Raw genomic sequence first — 19,752 nt, forward strand, 5'->3', positions numbered from 1 at the left:
CGTCAGCGGGTTGACGGACGCCCCCGGCCCTGCGCTACTCGTTGCCGAGGCGCTTGTCGGCCTGGCGCTTGAGGTCCTCGATGCGGTCGTCGTACTTGCCCTTGGTGAGGCGGCTGGCGATGTCGCCGGTCTTCTCCAGAACCTGGTCGGAGACTCCCTCCGCCTTCTCGCTGCGGAGCGTGTCCTGGACCTTCTTGCTGTTGAACAGCTCGCCGGCCTGTCGTCCGAGCTTGCCGAGATCCACCATGGTTCCTCCTTCATCGGTGCGGGCGAGGGCCGCGCGCGCCCCAGTGTGGCGACACCGCCTGGATGATCGGTGCAGGACCCGCCGGGCGATCAGCGCACGAGCGCGAGGACGCGGGCCGCCGCCTCGGCGAGGGCGCGTCCGTAGGAGGGACCGTGGCCGGCGGCGTGCACCGCGAGCGGGTGGAGCTGGTGCAGCGGCACGCGCGTCGCCGCTCCCACGCGCAGCGCATGGATCTCCTCGTAGCCCGCGAGCACGTCGTCGAGATGCGGGAGCCCGAACAGCGCGAGCATGGCGAGGTCGGTCTCGCGGTGGCCGCCGTGCGCGGCCGGGTCGATGAGGACCGCGCCCTCGTCCGACCACAGCACGTTGCCGTTCCAGAGGTCGCCGTGCAGGCGAGCGGGGGTGTCGTCGTCATCGAACGCGCCCGCCGCGACGAGCTCGAGCGCGCTCTCGACGGTGCGGGCGTCGGCGGAGGTCAGGTTCCCCGCCTCGACGGCCGGGCGGAGGAAGGGCCGCACGCGCTGCTCGGCGTAGAACCGGCCCCAGGACTCCTCCGGGGCGCACGGCATCGACCGGCGTCCGATGTAGGCGAAACCGGACCAGCCGGCCGGCGCCGCACCGAAGGCCGCGGCCCCGGTGTCGTGCGTGCACGCGAGGGCGCTCCCGAACCGGCGGGCGGCATCGCGGGTCGGGCGGGCGGGACGGATCTCCTCGAGTTCGATCCGGCCGGGCTCGACCGTCCGCACCTCGACGCAGCGCGCTCCCCCGGCCCGCTCCGCCTCGCCCAGCCAGCGCAGTCCCGCCGCCTCCCACTCGAAGAACTGCGCGGGGGCGGAGGGGTTCGACTTGACGAAGGGCATGCCCTCCACGCTAGTCAGCTCCCGGCACTGCGCTCAGGAGGACCGGACCGCGGCGGGAACGACGAGAGGGGCCGCCCGCCGAAGCGGACGACCCCTCTCGAGAGATCAGTAGGAGAACCTACTTGACGATCTTGGTGACCGTTCCGGCACCCACGGTGCGGCCACCCTCACGGATGGCGAAGCCGAGGCCCTCCTCCATGGCGATCGGCTGGATCAGCGCGACCGTCATGTCGGTGGTGTCGCCGGGCATGACCATCTCGGTGCCCTCGGGCAGCGTGATGACGCCGGTGACGTCGGTGGTGCGGAAGTAGAACTGCGGGCGGTAGTTCCCGTAGAACGGGTTGTGACGCCCACCCTCGTCCTTGGACAGGATGTACGCGGTGCCCTCGAAGTCGGTGTGCGGCGTGACCGAACCCGGCTTGACGACGACCTGGCCGCGCTCGACGTCCTCGCGCTTGGTGCCGCGGAGGAGCAGACCGCAGTTCTCGCCGGCCCAGGCCTCGTCGAGCTGCTTGTGGAACATCTCGATGCCGGTGACCGTGGTCTTCTGCGTCGGGCGGATGCCGACGATCTCGACCTCGGAGTTCAGCGAGAGGGTGCCGCGCTCGGCGCGACCGGTGACGACGGTTCCACGACCGGTGATCGTGAAGACGTCCTCGATCGGCATGAGGAACGGCTTGTCCTTGTCGCGGATCGGGTCCGGGACGGAGGCGTCGACGGCGTCCATGAGGTCGAGGATGGACTGGGTCCACGCCTCGTCGCCCTCGAGGGCCTTGAGGCCGGAGACGCGGACCACGGGGGCGTCGTCGCCGGGGAAGCCCTGCGAGGACAGCAGCTCGCGGACCTCGAGCTCGACGAGCTCGAGGATCTCCTCGTCGTCCACCATGTCGGCCTTGTTCAGGGCGACGAGGAGGTACGGCACGCCGACCTGCTTGGCGAGGAGGACGTGCTCACGGGTCTGAGCCATCGGGCCGTCGGTGGCGGCGACCACGAGGATCGCGCCGTCCATCTGAGCCGCGCCGGTGATCATGTTCTTGATGTAGTCGGCGTGACCGGGGGCGTCGACGTGCGCGTAGTGGCGCTTCGGCGTCTCGTACTCGACGTGCGAGATGTTGATCGTGATGCCGCGCTGGCGCTCCTCGGGAGCGGAGTCGATCGACGCGAAGTCACGCTGGACGTTGGTCGCGGACGGGTACTTGTCCGCCAGAACCTTCGAGATCGCCGCGGTGAGCGTGGTCTTTCCGTGGTCGACGTGACCGATGGTTCCGATGTTGACGTGCGGCTTGGTCCGCTCGAACTTGGCCTTAGCCACTGTGGGTCCTCCTCAGGACTTAGGTGCAAGCATCCGCATCCGACGCCGCACGGGGCGGCACGAGGACAGGAGGACTTGCGGGGGTTTTGTGTACATATGTTACCGGCAGTGGTCGCGCGGGCCATCCGATGAGGATCCGAGGCGCGCAGAACGCGACAGCAAACCCGCACGACACTACCAGGCCCGCCGCGGTTCCGCAGAACCGCGGCGGGGTGGGGACGGTGCTACTCGCCCTTGTTCTTCTGGACGATCTCCTCGGCCACGGCCTTGGGGACCTCGGCGTAGGTCTCGAACGTCATCGAGTAGACCGCGCGGCCCGAGGTCTTCGAGCGCAGGTCGCCGATGTAGCCGAACATCTCGGACAGCGGGACGTTGGCCTTGATGACCTTGACGCCCGCGGCGTCCTCCATCGACTGGATCATCCCGCGACGCGAGTTGAGGTCGCCGATGACGTCGCCCATGTACTCCTCGGGCGTGCGGACCTCGACGGCCATCAGCGGCTCGAGGAGGACCGGCTGCGCCTTGCGCGAGGCCTCCTTGAACGCGATGGAGCCGGCGATCTTGAACGCCATCTCCGAGGAGTCGACGTCGTGCGCCGCGCCGTCAGTCAGGGTCGCCTTGATGCCCACCATGGGGTAGCCGGCGAGGACGCCGACCAGCATGGCGTCGCGGATGCCCGCGTCGACCGAGGGGATGTACTCGCGGGGGACGCGACCACCGGTCACGCCGTTGACGAACTCGTAGGTCTTGTCGGCCTCGACCTCCATCGGCTCGATCGAGATCTGGACCTTCGCGAACTGACCCGAGCCACCGGTCTGCTTCTTGTGGGTGTAGTCGTACTTCTCGACCGTGCGGCGGATCGTCTCGCGGTAGGCCACCTGCGGCTTGCCGACGTTGGCCTCGACGTTGAACTCGCGCTTCATGCGGTCCACCAGGATGTCGAGGTGCAGCTCGCCCATTCCCTTGATGACCGTCTGACCGGTCTCCTGGTTCTGCTCGGTGCGGAAGGTGGGGTCCTCCTCCGCGAGCTTCTGGATCGCGGTGCCGAGCTTCTCCTGGTCGGCCTTCGTCTTGGGCTCGATGGCGACCTCGATGACGGGCTCCGGGAAGGTCATCGACTCGAGCACGACCTGCGCGGTCGGGTCGCTCAGGGTGTCACCGGTGGTGGTGTCCTTGAGGCCGATGACGGCGTAGATGTGGCCGGCGGTGACCGAGTCGACCGGGTTCTCCTTGTTGGAGTGCATCTGGAAGATCTTGCCGATGCGCTCCTTCTTGCCCTTGGTCGAGTTGATGACCTGGGCGCCGGAGTCGAGCTTGCCCGAGTAGACGCGGACGTAGGTGAGGCGACCGAAGAACGGGTGCACCGCGACCTTGAACGCGAGCGCCGAGAAGGGCTCGGTCGAGTCCGCGTGGCGCATGATGACCTTCTCCTCGTCGCGGACGTCGTGCGCCTCGATGGCGGGGACGTCGAGCGGGGAGGGGAGGTAGTCGACGACCGCGTCGAGCATCGGCTGCACGCCGCGGTTCTTGAACGCGGAGCCGCAGAGCACGGGGTAGATGTCCGAGTTCACGGTCAGCTTGCGGATGGCGCCCTTGATCTCGGCGACCGTGAGCTCCTCACCGCCGAAGTACTTCTCGAGCAGCTCGTCGGAGGTCTCCGCGACGGTCTCGAGCAGCTTCTCGCGGTACTCGGCGGCCTTGTCGGCCAGGTCCGCGGGGATCTCCTCGATCTCATACTTCGCGCCCAGCGCGACGTCACCCTTCGAGTCGCCGCGCCACGTGAGCGCGCGCATCTCGACCAGGTCGACGACGCCCTCGAAGCTGGACTCCGCGCCGATGGGCAGCTGGATGACCAGCGGCTTGGCGCCGAGGCGGTTGATGATCGTGTCGACGGTGAAGTAGAAGTCGGCGCCGAGCTTGTCCATCTTGTTGACGAAGCAGATGCGCGGGACGTCGTACTTGTCGGCCTGACGCCAGACGGTCTCGGACTGGGGCTCGACGCCCTCCTTGCCGTCGAAGACGGCGACGGCGCCGTCGAGGACGCGCAGCGAGCGCTCGACCTCGACCGTGAAGTCGACGTGACCGGGGGTGTCGATGATGTTGATCTGGTTCTTGTTCCAGAAGCACGTGGTCGCGGCCGACGTGATCGTGATGCCGCGCTCCTGCTCCTGCGCCATCCAGTCCATCGTGGCGGCGCCGTCGTGGACCTCACCGATCTTGTGCGTGATACCCGTGTAGAACAGGATGCGCTCGGTGGTGGTGGTCTTGCCGGCATCGATGTGGGCCATGATGCCGATGTTGCGAACCTTGTTCAGGTCGGTGAGCACATCTTGTGCCACGGAGTTCCTCCGATAGGTGATGGAGCCAGCGCAACGGGTTCATGGCCGATCGGCTGGGATCGTGATGGTGGCGGTCGCCCGTCCACGCCGGATCCGAGGATCCGCCGCCGGGTCCGGGACCGCGGCGCACGCGCTGAGGCGCGCGCCGCGGGACCGGGGGTCGCGCTCGCCGAGGGCGGGCGCGGGGTGCGCTACCAGCGGTAGTGCGCGAAGGCCTTGTTCGACTCGGCCATCTTGTGGGTGTCCTCGCGACGCTTGACAGCGGCGCCCAGACCGTTCGACGCGTCGAGGATCTCGTTCATGAGACGCTCGGTCATCGTCTTCTCGCGACGGGCCTTCGCGTAGCTGGTGAGCCAGCGGAGGGCGAGGGTGTTGGCGCGGTGCGGCTTGACCTCGACGGGGACCTGGTAGGTCGAGCCGCCGACGCGGCGGCTGCGGACCTCGAGGGTCGGACGGACGTTGTCGAGCGCCTTCTTGAGCGTGACGACGGCGTCCTGGCCGTTCTTGGTCGAGACCCCCTCGAGCGCGCCGTAGACGATGCGCTCGGCGAGGCCCTTCTTGCCGTCCAGGAGGATCTTGTTCACGAGCTGGCTGACGACCGGGGCGCCGTAGACGGGGTCTGCGACGACGGGGCGCTTAGGAGCGGGTCCCTTACGAGGCATTACTTCTTCTCCATCTTCGCGCCGTAACGGCTGCGAGCCTGCTTGCGGTTCTTGACGGCCTGGGTGTCCAGGGCGCCGCGAACGATCTTGTAGCGGACACCGGGGAGGTCCTTCACACGACCGCCGCGGACGAGCACCATCGAGTGCTCCTGGAGGTTGTGGCCCTCACCGGGGATGTAGGCCGTGACCTCGGTGCCGTTGGAGAGCTTCACGCGGGCCACCTTGCGGAGGGCCGAGTTCGGCTTCTTGGGCGTGGTCGTGTAGACGCGCGTGCAGACGCCGCGCTGCTGGGGGTTGGCCTTCAGGGCGGGCGCCTTGGTCTTGGTGACCTTCGGCGTGCGTCCCTTTCGGACCAACTGCTGAATCGTTGGCACTGATTTGCTCCTTGAATGCTGCACGGTGACAGCGGATCGATGGTCGACATTCGGCCTGCCCGTCTCCGAGACGGCCGAGTTCATCTGGACCCGACTCCCTCTGGGCACCGGCGAGCGGGACCTGGAGGAGGAGGGGTATGCCGTGGGGGCCGCCCGATCGGACGAACCCGCGGGTCCTCGCGGACCCGGTGGAGCGAAGCGCGGCACTGCGCCGACCCGGAGGCACGACACGAGCGCACGACAAAGCGCACACCCGAAGAATATTACGGGGAGTGACGGGGCCGGTCAACCGAACGCCGTTCGCCCTGGGAGAGAACGGCGCCTCGGAGCCTCACTCGCGCTCGTCGCCCTCCCAGCCCCAGTGCGGGGTGCCCCCGCCGGCGTCGCGGCGGGCGAGCATCGCGAGGAAGAGGATCTGCACCCCGGCCGCGAGCACGCCGGCGGCGATCGCGAAGGGCGTGCCCGCGTGGTCGAGGACGAAGCGGAGGATCGCGCCCGGCTCCCCCAGCCCGAGGCCGTAGATCGCGCCGCCGACCAGCAGGAAGAGCGCGTAGACGACGACGCCGGTCAGCAGCGACGGGGCGAGGAGGCGGGTGACGCCGGGCCGGGCGGCGAGCGTGATCATCGAGACGAGGACGGCGACGACGCACACCGCGACGACGACCGGGCCCAGGATCGGGCCGGCGTCGCGCTCGGGGACGACGTCCTGGTCCAGGAGCAGGCTGAGCACGCCGAAGGCGCAGACCACGAGGGCGAGGTAGAGGAAGGACGCGAAGGCGGCGAGGGCGATGCCGTAGCCGAGCCCGGCGCCGCGGCCCTGCTCCCCCGGGCCGGCGGCCGTCACGACTGCGCGGCGGCGTCGCGCTCGGCGTTGCGGCGCTTCACTCCGCGGGCCCGGCCGGCGATGAGGCTCCCGCCCCAGACGCTGACCTCGCGGGCCAGCACGGCGGCCGCGGCGACGGCGATCAGCGTCGCGGGGTCGCGGAGGAAGTCGACCACGGCGGCGCGGTCCTGCGGCACGGCGAAGCCGCCGACTGCGGACCAGGCGCCGACCACGGCCGCCGCACCGGCGAGCAGGGCGACGAAGAAGCCGCCGAGGACGTAGGCCCACCAGCCGGCGCGGTTGACCGCGAGGACGATCAGGGCGAGGCCGACGAAGAAGGCGACGACCGGCAGGAGGAACACGGCGGTCGGTCCCTGCTCGAGCGCGACGGTCACGGGGTCGCCCTCGACGGCGTCGATCAGCAGGCGGGTCGCGGTGAGGGCGACGAGGTACAGGGCGGCGAAGACCGCGGTGGTGAGCAGGGCGATCGCGAGGCCGGCGAGGCGGTTGCCCTTCCGGCGGGCGGGCTCGGGCTCCGGCTCGACCGAGCCGAGCGGGGACGTGGACGCGGAGGCGGGCTGCTGCTCCTGCACCGCGGTCGCTCCGGTCGCGGGGCGTCGGCCGCCCGGCTCCGGCTCGGGCCAGACGTACTCCCGGGTCGGCTCGGTGCCGTCGCCGGTCGTCGGCATCCGCGTGGTCTCGGCTTCGCTGTTCCCCGTCACTCCGACAGCTTAGGCACGGGTCCGCGCGGGATGAGCGACCGCCGCGCCCTCCCCGGGACGGGGGACGCCTCCGCCCGACGGCGCGCTACTCGAGCGGGTGCAGCAGGCGGTGCAGGAACTGCTGCGTGCGCGGCTCCTGCGGGTCGCGGAGGATCCGCGCGGGGGCGCCGCGCTCGACGACGACGCCGTCGGCCATGAAGACGACCTCGGAGGCCACCTGCCGGGCGAACTCGAGTTCGTGCGTGACGACGAGCATCGTCCAGCCCTCGCTCGCCAGCTCGCGCATCAGCGAGAGGACGTCGCCGACCAGCTCGGGGTCGAGCGCCGAGGTCGGCTCGTCGAAGAGCAGGAGGTCGGGGCGGAGCGCCAGCGCCCGGACGATGCCGACGCGCTGCTGCTGCCCGCCGGACAGCTCGAAGGGATAGGCGCCGCCGCGGCCGCCGAGACCGACGCGCTCGAGCAGCGCCTCCGCCTCCGGGACCACCTCGGACGCCGGGCGGCGCTGGACGCGCAACGGGCCCTCCGTCACGTTCTGCAGGACCGTGAGGTGCGGGAAGAGGTTGAAGTGCTGGAACACCATTGCGGAGCGGTCGCGCAGCGCCGTGAGGGCCCGCTTGCCGACCGTGCCGCCGAAGTCGAGCACGGAGCCGTCGGCGAGCTCGAGGACTCCGCCGTCGGGCACCTCGAGGCTGTTCAGCGAGCGCAGCACGGTGGTCTTGCCCGAGCCGGACGGGCCGATCAGCGCGATGACCTCGCCGCGCCGGATCTCGAGGTCGATGCCGCGCAGGACCTCGACGCCGCCGAAGGACTTCCGCAGCCCGGTCGCGCGCAGGACGGGCCGGGCGTCGTCGGTGGGCCGGGCATCGGAGGAGGCGTCAACGGGCGACATAGCGGTCCAATCGCTTCTCGAGGAGGCTCTGGCCGCTGGAGAGGACGAGGCAGATGAGCCAGTAGATGAGGGCGGCCTCGAGATAGAGCAGCATGAACTCGCTCGAGGCGGTGGCGATCTTCTGCGCCTGGCGGAAGAGCTCGGTCACCAGGATCAGCGAGGCGAGCGAGGTGTCCTTGACCAGCGAGATGAAGGTGTTGGAGAGCGGCGGCACCGAGACGCGGGCGGCCTGCGGCAGGATGATCCGCCGCAGCGCGAGTCCGCGGCCCATGCCGATGGTGTGCGCCGCCTCCCACTGGCCCTTCGGCACGCTGAGGATCGCGGCACGGATGACCTCGGCAGCGTAGCCGCCGACGTTCAGGGCGAAGGCGATGATCGCGCTCGGCCACGGGTCGATCTTCACGCCCAGGCTCGGCAGGCCGTAGAAGATCACGAACAGCTGCACCAGGAGCGGCGTGCCCCGGATGACGGAGATGTACGCGCGCGCGATCCAGGACAGGATCTTCACCCGCGACAGGCGCATCAGCGCGACGGCCAGCGCGAGCGCCAGACCGAGCACGAAGCTCGACAGCGCGAGCGGGATGGTGCCGACGATGCCGCCCGACAGGATCGGCCAGAACGACCTGACGAAGAGTTCCATTGTCTTCTCCCGCCTGGGCGGGAGAAGACCGCGGTCGGCTTGTCGAGGTGGATGCGTGGGTGGAGCGTGTCCAGTCCGCTTCCGAGAAATGCTGGCACGCATGCGGTGCTGCTGTGTCTTCTTCCGCTGATGCGGAAAAAGACCGCGGTCGGCTTTTCGAGGTGGATGCGCGGGTGGAGCGTGTCGCGTCCGCTTCCGAGAAATGCTGGCACGCATTTCTCGGGACCGCTCGGCCTTGCGAAGCGGGGGTGTCGGCCGAATCATGCTGGTCGAGTAGCCCCGCAGGGGCGTATCGAGACCCGACGTGGCCGAGGGGGTGGTCTGCGGACTCGCGTCTCGGTGACGGTGGATCTCGATACGCCCGCTGCGCGGGCTACTCGATCAGCATGCTGCAGGCGGCCGCCGTGAGCGGAGCCGCGGGCGTCCTTCGTGCTGGTCGAGCAGCAACCCACGGGCGTAGCGAGACCCGCCGCCGGAGCTGCTCCTACTGGGAGACGTCGGCTCCGAAGTAGCGCTCGGAGATGGACGCGAGGGTGCCGTCGGCGCGCAGCTCGTCGAGGGCGCCGTCGACCGCGGCGACGAGGTCGTCCGAGCCCTTCGGGAAGGTGAAGGCGCTCGAGGAGCTGTCGTCGGTCGTGACGGCGACCTTGAGGCCCGCGGCCTGGTCGGGGTAGGTCGTCGACCAGTCCAGCCAGGTGAGGCGGTCGTTGATGGTCGCGTCCACACGGCCCTGCTCGACGAGGGCGACGGCCTGGGCCCAGCCCTCGACGCCCTCGACGGTCGCGCCGCTGTCCTGCGCGAGGGTGTACCAGTTGCTCGAGAGCGACTGCGCGGTGGTCTTGCCCGAGAGCGAGTCGAGCGAGGTGATGGCGGTGTCCGCGGTCGGCACGACGACGACGCCGGGGCTCACCGAGTACGGCTCGGAGAAGTCGTACTTCGCGCTGCGCTCGTCGTTGATCGAGACCTGGTTGGCGATGACGTCGAAGCGGCCGCCGTCGAGACCCGCGAACATCGCGTCCCACTGGGTCTCCTCGAACTCCGGCTCGACGCCCAGCTTCTCGGCGACGGCGGTGATGACCTCGACGTCGTAGCCGGTGAGGTCGCCGGTGCCGCCGTCGGCGTGGAACGAGAAGGGCGAGTAGGTGCCCTCGGTGCCGATGGTCAGCTTCCCGGACTCCTCGACCTCGGCGAGCGTGAGCCCGGACGCGGTGGAGGCGGTGCTGTCGTCGCTGGAGCCGGAGACCACGTCGTCGGTGGAGGCGGGGGCGCAGCCGGCGAGGACGAGGGCGGCGGCCGCCGCGGTCGTGCCGAGCAGGACGCGCAGCGAGGTGCGGGCGGGGAGGAGCGTCACGGTGTCTTTCCTTCGGTGCATCGCGGAGTCTCACGACCGGATCGCGGCCGGAGCCGCGCACGGTTCGGTGGGGTGGGGAGGAGCGGACGGCGATCGATCGCACGCGTCCGACCCTCCACCCAACCAGGGAGAGGGGGACCGCTATTCCCGGATGTCCCCGTGTGACGCCGGACGGACGCTGAGAGACGCGAGGAACGACTCCGCTCCGGCGACCTCGTCGGCCGTCAGACCGGCCGCCGCCTCGGGCACGATCAGGTGGAAGGGCGTCTCCTGCTCGCGCGCCCAGTCGACGGCGTCGCCGCGGAGGTTGTCGTCGATCCAGACGACCGCGTCGATCGCCACCCGCTCCCGGGCCTGCTCGAGCCAGACCGCGACGGGCTGCAGCTTGCCGGTCTGCCCGGGGAAGCGCGGATCGCGCGGGAGTCCGCCGCCGAAGACGATCGCCTCGGTCCCGGCCGGCAGCCCGAGGTCGTCGGCGAGGACGGAGGTCAGCTTCGGCGGCCAGGTGGTCGCCCAGACGATCGTGCCGACGGCGGCGAGCCGGCGGACGAGCTCCTCGCGCTCGGGCTCGAGCATCAGCCGGTGACTTCCCGCTGCGCGATCGCTCGAGACGGACGGATTCAGGACGCCGTCGACGTCGAGCAGGATGAGGGCGGCCATGGCTGCAACCGTAGCCGCGGCCGGGGCCCGGCGCGAGGCTCGGCCGCGCGCTAGCGTGAGCGGATGCCGCCCTCGGTCCACCTCCCCGACGGCGCACGGGTCTCGCTCGAGCCCGACGCGATCCGCGAGGGATCGCTCGTCCTCCACATCAACGGCTCCGAGCAGTCGCTGATCGATCTCCGCGCTCCCGAGGAGCTCGGCCTGGAGTACCTCGCCCGGCTCGGCGGCGTCGTCGACGCACTCGGACCGGCCGGAGCCCCCGTCGCGGTCCTCCACCTCGGCGCGGGGGCGCTGGCGCTCGCGCGCCACGTCGCCGCCACCCGGCCGGGCTCCGAGCAGACGGTCGTCGAGCGGTCGGCGGGTCTGGTCGAGTTCATCGTCCGGCACGCGCCGCTGCCCCCAGGGACCCGGCTGCGCAGCATCACCGCGGACGCCGCCGGCCCCCTCGCCGTGCCGCCGGCCGACCTCGTCGTGCTCGACGTCTACGACGGCGACGAGATCCCCGAGCCCTTCTACCGGGCCGAGGTGCTCGCCCGCCTCGCCGGCCTGGTCGGCGGGAGCGGACTGCTGGCGGTCAACGTGGCCGACGACGCCGACCACCGCCGGCTGCGCCGCCTGCGGCAGGGGCTGCGGGACGTGCTGCCGGTCACCGCCGCGGTCGGCCCGCAGTCGTTCGCCGAGGGGCGCGGCAGCGGCAACGCGATCCTGCTCGCCTCACGAGGCGATGCTGCCTCGCACACCGCCGCCCGACTCCTGCAGACCGGACCGCACCCGGTCGCCGCTGTTGCGGAGGGCGACGTCGTGCCCGTCGAGGTGCCGGTAGAAGTCGACTCGTGATTCCAGGGAGATGCCCGCCTCGAGGAACTTCGCCTTGATGCGCTTGATGTAGGTCCGCACGGTGTGCTCCGCGATCCGCATGTCGAGGGCGACATCCTTCACCGCCACGCCGGAGCCGTAGGAGCGCATCACGCGGCTCTCCTGGCGGCTGAGCACCGGCCTGCGCTGCTCTCCGGCGGCGAGGAAGCGGTGCCGTGCCGCCTCGGAGATCCAGGAGCGGCCGGAGGCGACCGACACCACGGCCGCGACGAGCTCGCCCGGCTCGTCGCCCTTCCAGACGAACGCGGTGCGCTCGAGGCGGAGCACGGCGCGCACGGCCTCGAGCGAGTCCGAGGCGGACAGCACCACCAGACCGCGGTGGCTCGCGCTGAGGGCCGCGAGCGTGCTCGCGAGCGCCTCGGGCGCGACCCGGTCGAGGTCGAGCACGGCGATCGTCTCCGCCGTCGCGGCGTCGGTGCCGGCCGTGTGGACGTGAGGAAGGACCTCCGCGAGGAGGGCCAGGAGCGCGGCGCGCTCGATCGTGAGGCCGCCGACGACCGTCACGGAATACTGCTCGAATTCAGGCATGGAGACCCCTTGCGAGGGCGGTCGGGTCCGTCCTCGCTCGAACGGTAGCGAAAGGGGAACCGGCCGGGTGACGGTCGGGACATTCCGTCTCATACCGGGTGCCGCAGGGGCGACCGCGGCGTATGATCCGCCGCGCGCTCACGGGCCAGGAGGGCTAGTCTCCGAGGCGATGAACGACGCCGACGAGACCACGACCCGCTCGATCCGGATCCCCGCCGACCAGGTGCGGGCCCGGATGCTCGCCGCCGCCCGCGAGATCATCGCGGTCAACGGCCTCACCGTCGGCTTCGCCCACCTGCCGATGGAGGAGTACATCCGGCAGGCGGCTGTGCCGCGGAGCTCGGTCTACCGGATCTGGAGCACGCGGGAGGAGTTCGTCGCCGACCTGATCGGCGAGATCTTCGTCGCGGACCGCTTCGCCGACGGCGCCGCCCCCGACGCGTCGCGGGCGATGACCGAGGTCTACGAGCGCTCCGCCGCGCATCTCAGCACGGCGGCCGGCCGCCGGGAGGTGGCCTGGGAGATGATCCGCATCGGCGCGAACTCGAGCGTCGAGACCCTGCGCGCCTCGGTCGACTGGTCCTCCTACAACGCGCTGCTGGCCTGCACCTTCTCGATGGAGGAGGGACCGGCGCGGGACGCGGTCCGCGCGACGGCCCTGCGGCTGGAGACCATGCTGACCCAGCGGATGCGGGACTACTACCAGGACGTCCTCGATCGCTTCCGCTCCTCGCTCAAGCCCGGCTTCACGACCCTGCAGCTCGCGCACCTGACCGCGATCGTGACCGACGGCCTCGTGCACCGCGGGCGACTGCTCGACGACGAGCTCGACGCCGTGATCGAGGCCCCCGGACTGGACGGCGAGCCGGTCGAGTGGACCCTCACCGCCTGGACCATCCGCTCGATCGTGGACGGCATGCTCGTGCCGGTCGCTCAGGACGACCCGCCCGCCGGCGGCTAGCGCCGGACGGCTTCCCCGGCCGGCTCGTCCGCGGACTGCACCGGCTCGGCCGGCGCGGTCTCCTCCTGCGCCGCACCGGCCGGCGCGGGCTCGCAGAACCCGTCGATCAGCATCAGCGCTCCCGCCACGACGAGCGATGGTGAGCCGGGGCGGCCGGGATCGATCGGACCGGTCACCAGCTCGGGAGCGGCGATCCTGGCGATGCAGAGCCCCTCGATGAACGAGGAGATGGCGGAGGCGAGCACGGCGTACTCCTCGTCGCGCCCCGAGCGCAGGCGCAGGCCCGCCTCGGCGAGGGTGTGCCGGTAGTACTTCGCCATGTTCTCGATGAAGTGCACCTGGCGGGAGTGCAGCGCCTCGCTGATCGCCGCGCGAGCCGACTCCGAGTGCGAGTCGACCGCGCCGATCAGGGCGACGAAGTTGCGCCAGTGCTGCGAGGCGAAGACGTTGTCGTAGTTGGCCTCGATCGCGACGGTGAGCGAGGCGACGAGGATCTCGCGCATCTGCTCGGCCGTCGGCTGCTCGGCGAGGCGGCGGTGCAGGTAGGAGTCCCCCGCGGTGAGCGAGGTGGGATCGAGCCGGGCCGTCAGGATCCGCTCGGGGATCGCCGCGACCAGCTCGTCGTAGAACGCCTGGCGGGTGGGCCAGATCCGGTAGACGGTGCTGCGCGGCACTCCCGCCGAGCGGATGACGTCCTCGAGCGGCAGGTGCGAGACGCCGACGCGCAGGCCCTCCGCCCGGACGACGGTGAGGGCCGCGTCGAGGAGCCTGGTCCTGACCTGCTCGCGGCTGAGTCGGCCCGGACGAGGCGGGGGCTCGGGCGGGGTGTCGTTGCTCATCGTGCCTCCGGAGGCGGGTGAGCGGGGCGCTTTCGGGTCCCCGGTGAACCCGAGCGTAGACGATCGCCGACAGTCGTCGCGCACATCGGCTACTCGGGAGGTCACACACGAGTCCGGGCCCGCGGGGACGGGCGCGGCTCGCGCTCGGCTCGGAAGCCGCGCGAGCCGCGCTGCCTGTCCCCCAGGCGGCCGCCCCATCGGCCGATTCGACCGTATGCGGTCGGTCATGCCGGCGTCAAAACTCCGGACATCATGTCTCGCCGATCAGCGGCGGAACGGACGACGGGGCTCGTCCGCCGGCGGGAGGAGGCGCTGCCCCGCCCGGGCGTCATCGCTGCGCGGCAGGCCGAGCTCACCGGCCACGGCACCGGCGACCTCCGCCTCGGCGTGCCCGGCCAGCTCGACGTTGCGCATCAGCTTGGCGTGATGGCACGGGCTCGCGTCGATCGCGACCACCATCGCGGAGAACCGCAGCGCATCGCCCAGCCGCGCCATCGGGCTCAGCTCCGCCAGCACGGACGGGACGTCGGGCATCGACAGCATCGTGTAGTAGCAGGTCGAGACGACGTACTCGTCGACACCGGACTCGGCCGACGGCGGCGCCACGATGATGTCGCCGAGCGAGACCGAGCCCGTGCTCGACCCGAGGACGGACGCGATCGTGACCCGGATGTCCCCGGCGAGCGACACGACGCGCACGCTCGCCGGCCACGGCGGCAGCGCCGCCAGCTCGGTGGAGCCGGTGCGCATCGCGATCCCGGCCTGCGAGGACAGCGCGTCGATCATCGGCATCCCCGTGCACTCCCCCGCGTTGGCCGCATCCTCGGAGGCGGCCTCGCCGCAGGAGGCGAGCAGCGCGGAGATGCCCAGCCGCGACTGCGGCTCGAGCCCGCCGACCACGGCGGGGCTGACCGTCCCCGTCGAGTCGATGATCTGCCCGAGGCGGAGGGCCAGGTCGGAGCCCGTGTTCGGCGTGCCGAAGGTGACGACCCCGCGCACCATCGACTCCACGGGCACGCCGTCGACGCTCTGGCTGAGCGCCTGCCGTGCGGCGAGGCCGCCCATCGAGTGCGCCACGACGACGGCCCGGTGGCCGGTCGCCGCCGTGAGGCAGGCGATCGACGCGGCGAGGGCGTCGGCGATCCCGGGGTCGGTCACCCAGCGGGCCGCGAGGTCGCGGTAGTCGAAGGTGTAGACGACGGCACCCTCGGTGTCCTGGAACGCGCCGATCAGGGAGCGCTGCGAGGTGGTGACGGGCTGGTCGACACCGTTCGTGGCGATCAGGTCGACCAGGTGCGAGAAGGCGCCCGTGCGCGTCTCGTCGTGCGTCGCGGTGCCGAGCCAGCCGTGCAGCACCAGGACCGGCACGAGAGACGCGGCCGGAGTCGTCGTCACGTCGTCCCCGTCGAGCACGGGTGCGAGCTCGGCGATCCCGCAACTCGCGGGCGGAGCGGCCGTGACGGCCGCCACCGCACTGCCGCCGGGGACGACGACGGCACCGACCGCCACGAGAAGGGCGGACAGCACGACGATCAGGACTCTCATCCGCACGTTTCCTCACCGCCGCGACCCCTGCTGAGCGGGTTCAGGGGATCGACCGGACGAACGTCCCCGAAGTCAATCACCCCGACGCCCCCGTTCGGGCTCTCTGTCGGGAATGGACGGACCCCCAGTCAGGGTGAGGGTGCCCTCACCTGGCGCGCGGACGACGAAGGGCCCCGCCGGTCTCCCGGCGGGGCCCTTCGTCAGTCAGACCGTGCTCAGCTGTAGTTGCCGGGCTCGTAGCCGTCGCTCGAGAACGAGTCGAAGTCGACGAACGAGAGGTCCGCGTCGCTGAACGCGGCGTCGTCGGCGAAGATGCGGTTGGGGTACCGCTCGGCCTTCGCCTCCTCCGTCGCCTCGACCGACACGTTCCGGTAGCGGGGCAGACCCGTTCCGGCCGGGATCAGCTTTCCGATGATCACGTTCTCCTTGAGGCCCATCAGCGGGTCGCGCTTGCCCTCCATGGCCGCCTGCGTCAGGACGCGGGTGGTCTCCTGGAAGGACGCGGCCGACAGCCACGACTCGGTCGCGAGCGAGGCCTTGGTGATGCCCATGACCTCCTGGCGGGCGGACGCGGTCCGCTTGCCCTCGGTCAGAGCCGCACGGTTGACCTCGCTGTACCGCGAGCGGTCGACGAGCTCACCCGGCAGCAGGTCGGTGTCGCCGTGGTCGACGACGGTGACCTTGCGGAGCATCTGCCGGACGATGACCTCGATGTGCTTGTCGTGGATCGGAACACCCTGCGAGCGGTAGACGCCCTGGACGCCACCGACGAGGTGCTTCTGGACCTCGCGGACGCCCAGCACGCGCAGGACCTCCTTGGGGTCGACCGTTCCCACGTGCAGCTGCTGACCGAGCACGACCGACTGGCCGTCCTCGACGAGGAGCTGCGAGCGCTTGAGCACCGGGTAGATGACCGCCTCGTCGCCGTTGTCCGGCTGGAGGATGACCCGTCGGGCCCGGTCGGTGTCCTCGATCGTGATGCGACCGGCGGCCTCCGCGATCGGCGACGCACCCTTGGGGGTGCGGGCCTCGAAGAGCTCCTGCACGCGGGGCAGACCCTGCGTGATGTCGTCGGCCGAGGCCGATCCACCGGTGTGGAAGGTGCGCATCGTGAGCTGCGTGCCGGGCTCGCCGATCGACTGGGCCGCGATGATGCCGACGGCCTCTCCGATGTCGACGAGCTTGCCGGTGGCGAGCGAGCGGCCGTAGCAGGCCGCGCAGACGCCGACGGCCGACTCGCAGGTCAGGACCGAGCGCACCTTGATGTGACGCACCTCGGCACCGACGAGCTTCTCGATGAGCACGTCGCCGACGTCCTCGCCGGCCTCGGCGACGACCTCGCCGGCCTCGTTCGTCGCCGCGGTGGCGAGCGAGCGGGCGTAGACGGAGTTCTCGACGTTCGAGTCCTGGATCCAGGCGCCGGTGGCGTCCTGGAGCATGATCGGCAGGTCGAGGCCCTTGGTCGTGCCGCAGTCGTCCTCGCGGATGATGACGTCCTGCGAGACGTCGACGAGTCGACGCGTCAGGTAGCCCGAGTCCGCGGTGCGGAGCGCGGTGTCGGCCAGACCCTTGCGGGCACCGTGCGTGGCGATGAAGTACTCGGCGACCGACAGTCCCTCGCGGTACGAGGAGATGATCGGACGGGCGATGATCTCGCCCTTCGGGTTGTTCACCAGACCGCGCATGCCGGCGATGTTGCGCACCTGCAGCCAGTTACCACGGGCACCGGAGGTGACCATGCGGTTGATCGTGTTGTCGATCGGGAAGTTCGCGCGCATCGCCTTGGCGACCTCGTCGGTCGCCTCGGTCCAGATCTTCACGAGCTCCTGGCGGCGCTCCGCCTGAGTGGTCAGACCCTTGTCGTACTCGGACTCGACCTTGGCCGCCTTCTTCTCGTAGCCCGCGATGATGACGGGCTTCGAGGGCGGGGTGAGGATGTCCGAGAGGGCGACGGTGACACCGGACCGGGTGGCCCAGTAGAAGCCGGCGTCCTTGATGCGGTCGAGCGAGGCGGCGACCTCCACCTTCGGGTAGCGCTCCGCGAGGTCGTTGACGATCCCGGAGATGGTCGTCTTGTCGGCGACCTGCTCGAAGTAGGGGTAGTCGACCGGCAGCGCCTCGTTGAAGAGGGCGCGGCCGAGCGTCGTGTCGAGGAGGACGGGCGCGGTGACCTTGCCCTTGTCGTCGATCTCGACGCCCTCGGGGGTCTGACCCTGAGCGAAGTACACGTCCGACATGCGGATGCGGACCTTCGAGTTCAGGTGCAGCGAGCCCTGGTCCTTCGCGAGGATCGCCTCCGAGACGGAGGAGAACGCGCGGCCCTCACCGGCGCCACCCTCGCGGATGGTCGTCAGGTGGTGCAGGCCGATGATCATGTCCTGCGTGGGCAGGGTGACCGGACGGCCGTCGGACGGCTTCAGGATGTTGTTCGAGGCGAGCATCAGGATGCGCGCCTCGGCCTGGGCCTCGACCGACAGGGGCAGGTGGACGGCCATCTGGTCGCCGTCGAAGTCCGCGTTGAACGCGGCGCAGACGAGCGGGTGCAACTGGATCGCCTTGCCCTCGACCAGCTGGGGCTCGAAGGCCTGGATGCCGAGTCGGTGCAGGGTGGGCGCGCGGTTGAGCAGGACGGGGCGCTCGCGGATGATCTCCTCGAGCACGTCCCAGACCTGCGGACGCGAGCGCTCGACCATGCGCTTGGCGGCCTTGATGTTCTGCGCGTGCGACAGGTCGATCAGGCGCTTGATGACGAACGGCTTGAACAGCTCGAGCGCCATCTGCTTGGGCAGACCGCACTGGTGCAGCTTGAGCTGCGGTCCGACGATGATGACCGAGCGGCCCGAGTAGTCGACGCGCTTGCCCAGCAGGTTCTGGCGGAAGCGACCCTGCTTGCCCTTGAGCATGTCGCTCAGGGACTTGAGGGCGCGGTTGCCGGTGCCGGTGACGGGACGGCCGCGGCGGCCGTTGTCGAAGAGGGCGTCGACCGCCTCCTGGAGCATGCGCTTCTCGTTGTTCACGATGATCTCGGGGGCACCGAGGTCGAGCAGGCGGCGGAGGCGGTTGTTGCGGTTGATGACGCGGCGGTACAGGTCGTTCAGGTCGGAGGTGGCGAAGCGGCCACCGTCGAGCTGGACCATCGGGCGCAGCTCCGGCGGGATGACCGGGACCACGTCGAGGACCATCGCGGCCGGCGAGTTGCCGGTGGCGAGGAACGAGTTGACGACGCGCAGGCGCTTGATGGCGCGGATCTTCTTCTGACCCTTGCCCTCAGCGATCTGCAGGTGCAGCGTCTCGGCCTCGGCCTGGAGGTCGAACTGCTCGAGGCGCTTCTTGATCGCCTCGGCGCCCATGTACGCCTCGAAGTAGACGCCGTAGCGGTCGACGAGCTCGTTGAAGACGGCGTCCTCGGGCTTGAGGTCGCCGACCTTCAGGGTGCGGAACTGCTCCCACACGCTCTCCAGTCGCGCGATGTCCTCGTCGAAGGACTTGCGGATCTGGCCCATCTCCTTCTCGGCGCCGTCCTTGGTGCGGCGCTTCTGGTCGCTCTTCGCGCCCTCCGCCTCCAGGGCGGCGAGGTCGGTCTCGAGGCGCGCCAGGCGGTCCGCGATGCGGGAGTCGCGCTGGTCCGAGAGGGTCTTGATCTCGAGCCGGAGCTCGTTCTCGAGGCCGGGCATGTCGGCGTGACGGCCGTCGTCGTCCACGTCGATGATCATGTACGCCGCGAAGTAGATGACCTTCTCGAGGTCCTTCGGCGCCATGTCCAGCAGGTATCCGAGGCGCGAGGGGACGCCCTTGAAGTACCAGATGTGGGTGACGGGGGCGGCGAGCTCGATGTGGCCCATCCGCTCGCGGCGGACCGAGGACTTGGTGACCTCGACGCCGCAGCGCTCGCAGACGATGCCCTTGAAGCGGACACGCTTGTACTTGCCGCAGGAGCACTCCCAGTCGCGCGAGGGTCCGAAGATCTGCTCGCCGAACAGACCGTCCTTCTCGGGCTTGAGGGTGCGGTAGTTGATGGTCTCGGGCTTCTTCACTTCACCGTGCGACCAGCGACGGATGTCATCGGCCGTCGCGAGGCCGATGCGCAGCTCGTCAAAAGTTGTTACGTCGAGCAATGTTTTCTC

General features: G+C 70.4%; 17 protein-coding genes. 1 reads left to right on the forward strand and 16 read right to left on the reverse strand.

Going from position 1 to position 19,752, the window contains the following annotated elements; translation table 11 throughout:
• Positions 1–34: 34 nt before the first annotated feature.
• The 13 genes from HQQ86_RS04970 to HQQ86_RS05030 all read right to left on the reverse strand — a co-directional run bounded on the left by HQQ86_RS04970 (position 35) and on the right by HQQ86_RS05030 (position 12,283).
• A complete protein-coding gene (locus tag HQQ86_RS04970) occupies positions 35–247 on the reverse strand; it encodes an Rv0909 family putative TA system antitoxin (RefSeq protein WP_133960597.1) in 213 nt (70 codons plus the stop codon).
• 89 nt (positions 248–336) lie between these two features.
• Positions 337–1,125, reverse strand: coding sequence for a fructosamine kinase family protein (locus HQQ86_RS04975; protein ID WP_301952275.1), 789 nt, complete (start codon positions 1,123–1,125; stop codon positions 337–339).
• A 100-nt stretch (positions 1,126–1,225) separates the two neighbouring features.
• Positions 1,226–2,419, reverse strand: a complete 1,194-nt coding sequence (gene tuf, locus HQQ86_RS04980) for an elongation factor Tu (RefSeq protein WP_123445037.1) — start codon at positions 2,417–2,419, stop codon at positions 1,226–1,228.
• Between the two features lie 224 nt (positions 2,420–2,643).
• Positions 2,644–4,758: an elongation factor G gene (fusA, locus tag HQQ86_RS04985; protein ID WP_123445036.1), complete on the reverse strand. Its 2,115-nt coding sequence runs from the start codon at positions 4,756–4,758 to the stop codon at positions 2,644–2,646.
• Positions 4,759–4,949: 191 nt separating this feature from the next.
• The gene (gene rpsG / locus HQQ86_RS04990) at positions 4,950–5,420 is read right to left on the reverse strand and encodes a 30S ribosomal protein S7 (RefSeq protein ID WP_056037355.1); all 471 of its coding nucleotides are present in this window, start codon (positions 5,418–5,420) and stop codon (positions 4,950–4,952) included.
• Positions 5,420–5,794 carry a 30S ribosomal protein S12 gene (gene rpsL, locus HQQ86_RS04995; protein WP_011186743.1) on the reverse strand — a complete coding sequence of 125 codons (375 nt, stop codon included), beginning with the start codon at positions 5,792–5,794 and terminating at the stop codon, positions 5,420–5,422. The genes rpsG and rpsL overlap by 1 nt, the downstream gene beginning before the upstream one ends.
• A 331-nt stretch (positions 5,795–6,125) precedes the next feature.
• Positions 6,126–6,638, reverse strand: a complete 513-nt coding sequence (locus HQQ86_RS05000) for a DUF6121 family protein (RefSeq protein ID WP_173286906.1) — start codon at positions 6,636–6,638, stop codon at positions 6,126–6,128.
• Positions 6,635–7,339 carry a hypothetical protein gene (locus HQQ86_RS05005; RefSeq protein ID WP_173286908.1) on the reverse strand — a complete coding sequence of 235 codons (705 nt, stop codon included), beginning with the start codon at positions 7,337–7,339 and terminating at the stop codon, positions 6,635–6,637. The genes HQQ86_RS05000 and HQQ86_RS05005 overlap by 4 nt, the downstream gene beginning before the upstream one ends.
• A gap of 85 nt (positions 7,340–7,424) precedes the next feature.
• Entirely contained in the window at positions 7,425–8,228 is an 804-nt protein-coding gene (locus HQQ86_RS05010) for an amino acid ABC transporter ATP-binding protein (RefSeq protein WP_173286910.1), read from the reverse strand.
• Positions 8,215–8,868, reverse strand: a complete 654-nt coding sequence (locus HQQ86_RS05015; protein WP_173286912.1) for an amino acid ABC transporter permease — start codon at positions 8,866–8,868, stop codon at positions 8,215–8,217. Before HQQ86_RS05015 ends, HQQ86_RS05010 begins: the two co-directional genes overlap by 14 nt.
• A 484-nt stretch (positions 8,869–9,352) precedes the next feature.
• Positions 9,353–10,219, reverse strand: a complete 867-nt coding sequence (locus HQQ86_RS05020) for an amino acid ABC transporter substrate-binding protein (RefSeq protein ID WP_367948548.1) — start codon at positions 10,217–10,219, stop codon at positions 9,353–9,355.
• 141 nt (positions 10,220–10,360) lie between these two features.
• Complete coding sequence (locus HQQ86_RS05025; protein ID WP_173286916.1) at positions 10,361–10,879, reverse strand: HAD domain-containing protein; 519 nt, start codon at positions 10,877–10,879, stop codon at positions 10,361–10,363.
• Positions 10,880–11,593: 714 nt separating this feature from the next.
• Positions 11,594–12,283 carry a LuxR C-terminal-related transcriptional regulator gene (locus HQQ86_RS05030; protein ID WP_173286918.1) on the reverse strand — a complete coding sequence of 230 codons (690 nt, stop codon included), beginning with the start codon at positions 12,281–12,283 and terminating at the stop codon, positions 11,594–11,596.
• A 169-nt stretch (positions 12,284–12,452) separates the two neighbouring features.
• Between HQQ86_RS05030 and HQQ86_RS05035 the strand changes: the two genes are divergently transcribed.
• A complete protein-coding gene (locus HQQ86_RS05035; RefSeq protein ID WP_173286920.1) occupies positions 12,453–13,244 on the forward strand; it encodes a TetR/AcrR family transcriptional regulator in 792 nt (263 codons plus the stop codon).
• Here the strand turns inward: HQQ86_RS05035 and HQQ86_RS05040 are convergent.
• The 3 genes from HQQ86_RS05040 to HQQ86_RS05050 form a co-directional block, all read right to left on the reverse strand.
• A complete protein-coding gene (locus tag HQQ86_RS05040; protein ID WP_173286922.1) occupies positions 13,241–14,083 on the reverse strand; it encodes a TetR/AcrR family transcriptional regulator in 843 nt (280 codons plus the stop codon). The genes HQQ86_RS05035 and HQQ86_RS05040 overlap by 4 nt on opposite strands.
• Positions 14,084–14,347: 264 nt before the next feature.
• Positions 14,348–15,628: a triacylglycerol lipase gene (locus HQQ86_RS05045; RefSeq protein WP_173286924.1), complete on the reverse strand. Its 1,281-nt coding sequence runs from the start codon at positions 15,626–15,628 to the stop codon at positions 14,348–14,350.
• Positions 15,629–15,843: 215 nt separating this feature from the next.
• Positions 15,844–19,743, reverse strand: coding sequence for a DNA-directed RNA polymerase subunit beta' (locus tag HQQ86_RS05050; RefSeq protein WP_123445025.1), 3,900 nt, complete (start codon positions 19,741–19,743; stop codon positions 15,844–15,846).
• Positions 19,744–19,752 lie beyond the last annotated feature (9 nt).

Origin of the sequence: Rathayibacter sp. VKM Ac-2857 (assembly GCF_013205025.1) — a bacterium.
Taxonomy (GTDB): domain Bacteria; phylum Actinomycetota; class Actinomycetes; order Actinomycetales; family Microbacteriaceae; genus Rathayibacter.

Excerpts from the sequence above, each read along its gene's own strand:
- HQQ86_RS05010 (WP_173286910.1), bottom strand. The coding sequence starts at position 8,228 with ATGTCGCCCGTTGACGCCTCCTCCGATGCCCGGCCCACCGACGACGCC.
- HQQ86_RS05045 (WP_173286924.1), bottom strand. The coding sequence starts at position 15,628 with ATGAGAGTCCTGATCGTCGTGCTGTCCGCCCTTCTCGTGGCGGTCGGT.
- HQQ86_RS05040 (WP_173286922.1), bottom strand. The coding sequence starts at position 14,083 with ATGAGCAACGACACCCCGCCCGAGCCCCCGCCTCGTCCGGGCCGACTC.
- HQQ86_RS04970 (WP_133960597.1), bottom strand. The coding sequence starts at position 247 with ATGGTGGATCTCGGCAAGCTCGGACGACAGGCCGGCGAGCTGTTCAAC.
- HQQ86_RS05015 (WP_173286912.1), bottom strand. The coding sequence starts at position 8,868 with ATGGAACTCTTCGTCAGGTCGTTCTGGCCGATCCTGTCGGGCGGCATC.
- HQQ86_RS05030 (WP_173286918.1), bottom strand. The coding sequence starts at position 12,283 with ATGCCTGAATTCGAGCAGTATTCCGTGACGGTCGTCGGCGGCCTCACG.
- HQQ86_RS05025 (WP_173286916.1), bottom strand. The coding sequence starts at position 10,879 with ATGGCCGCCCTCATCCTGCTCGACGTCGACGGCGTCCTGAATCCGTCC.
- HQQ86_RS05035 (WP_173286920.1), top strand. The coding sequence starts at position 12,453 with ATGAACGACGCCGACGAGACCACGACCCGCTCGATCCGGATCCCCGCC.
- rpsG (WP_056037355.1), bottom strand. The coding sequence starts at position 5,420 with ATGCCTCGTAAGGGACCCGCTCCTAAGCGCCCCGTCGTCGCAGACCCC.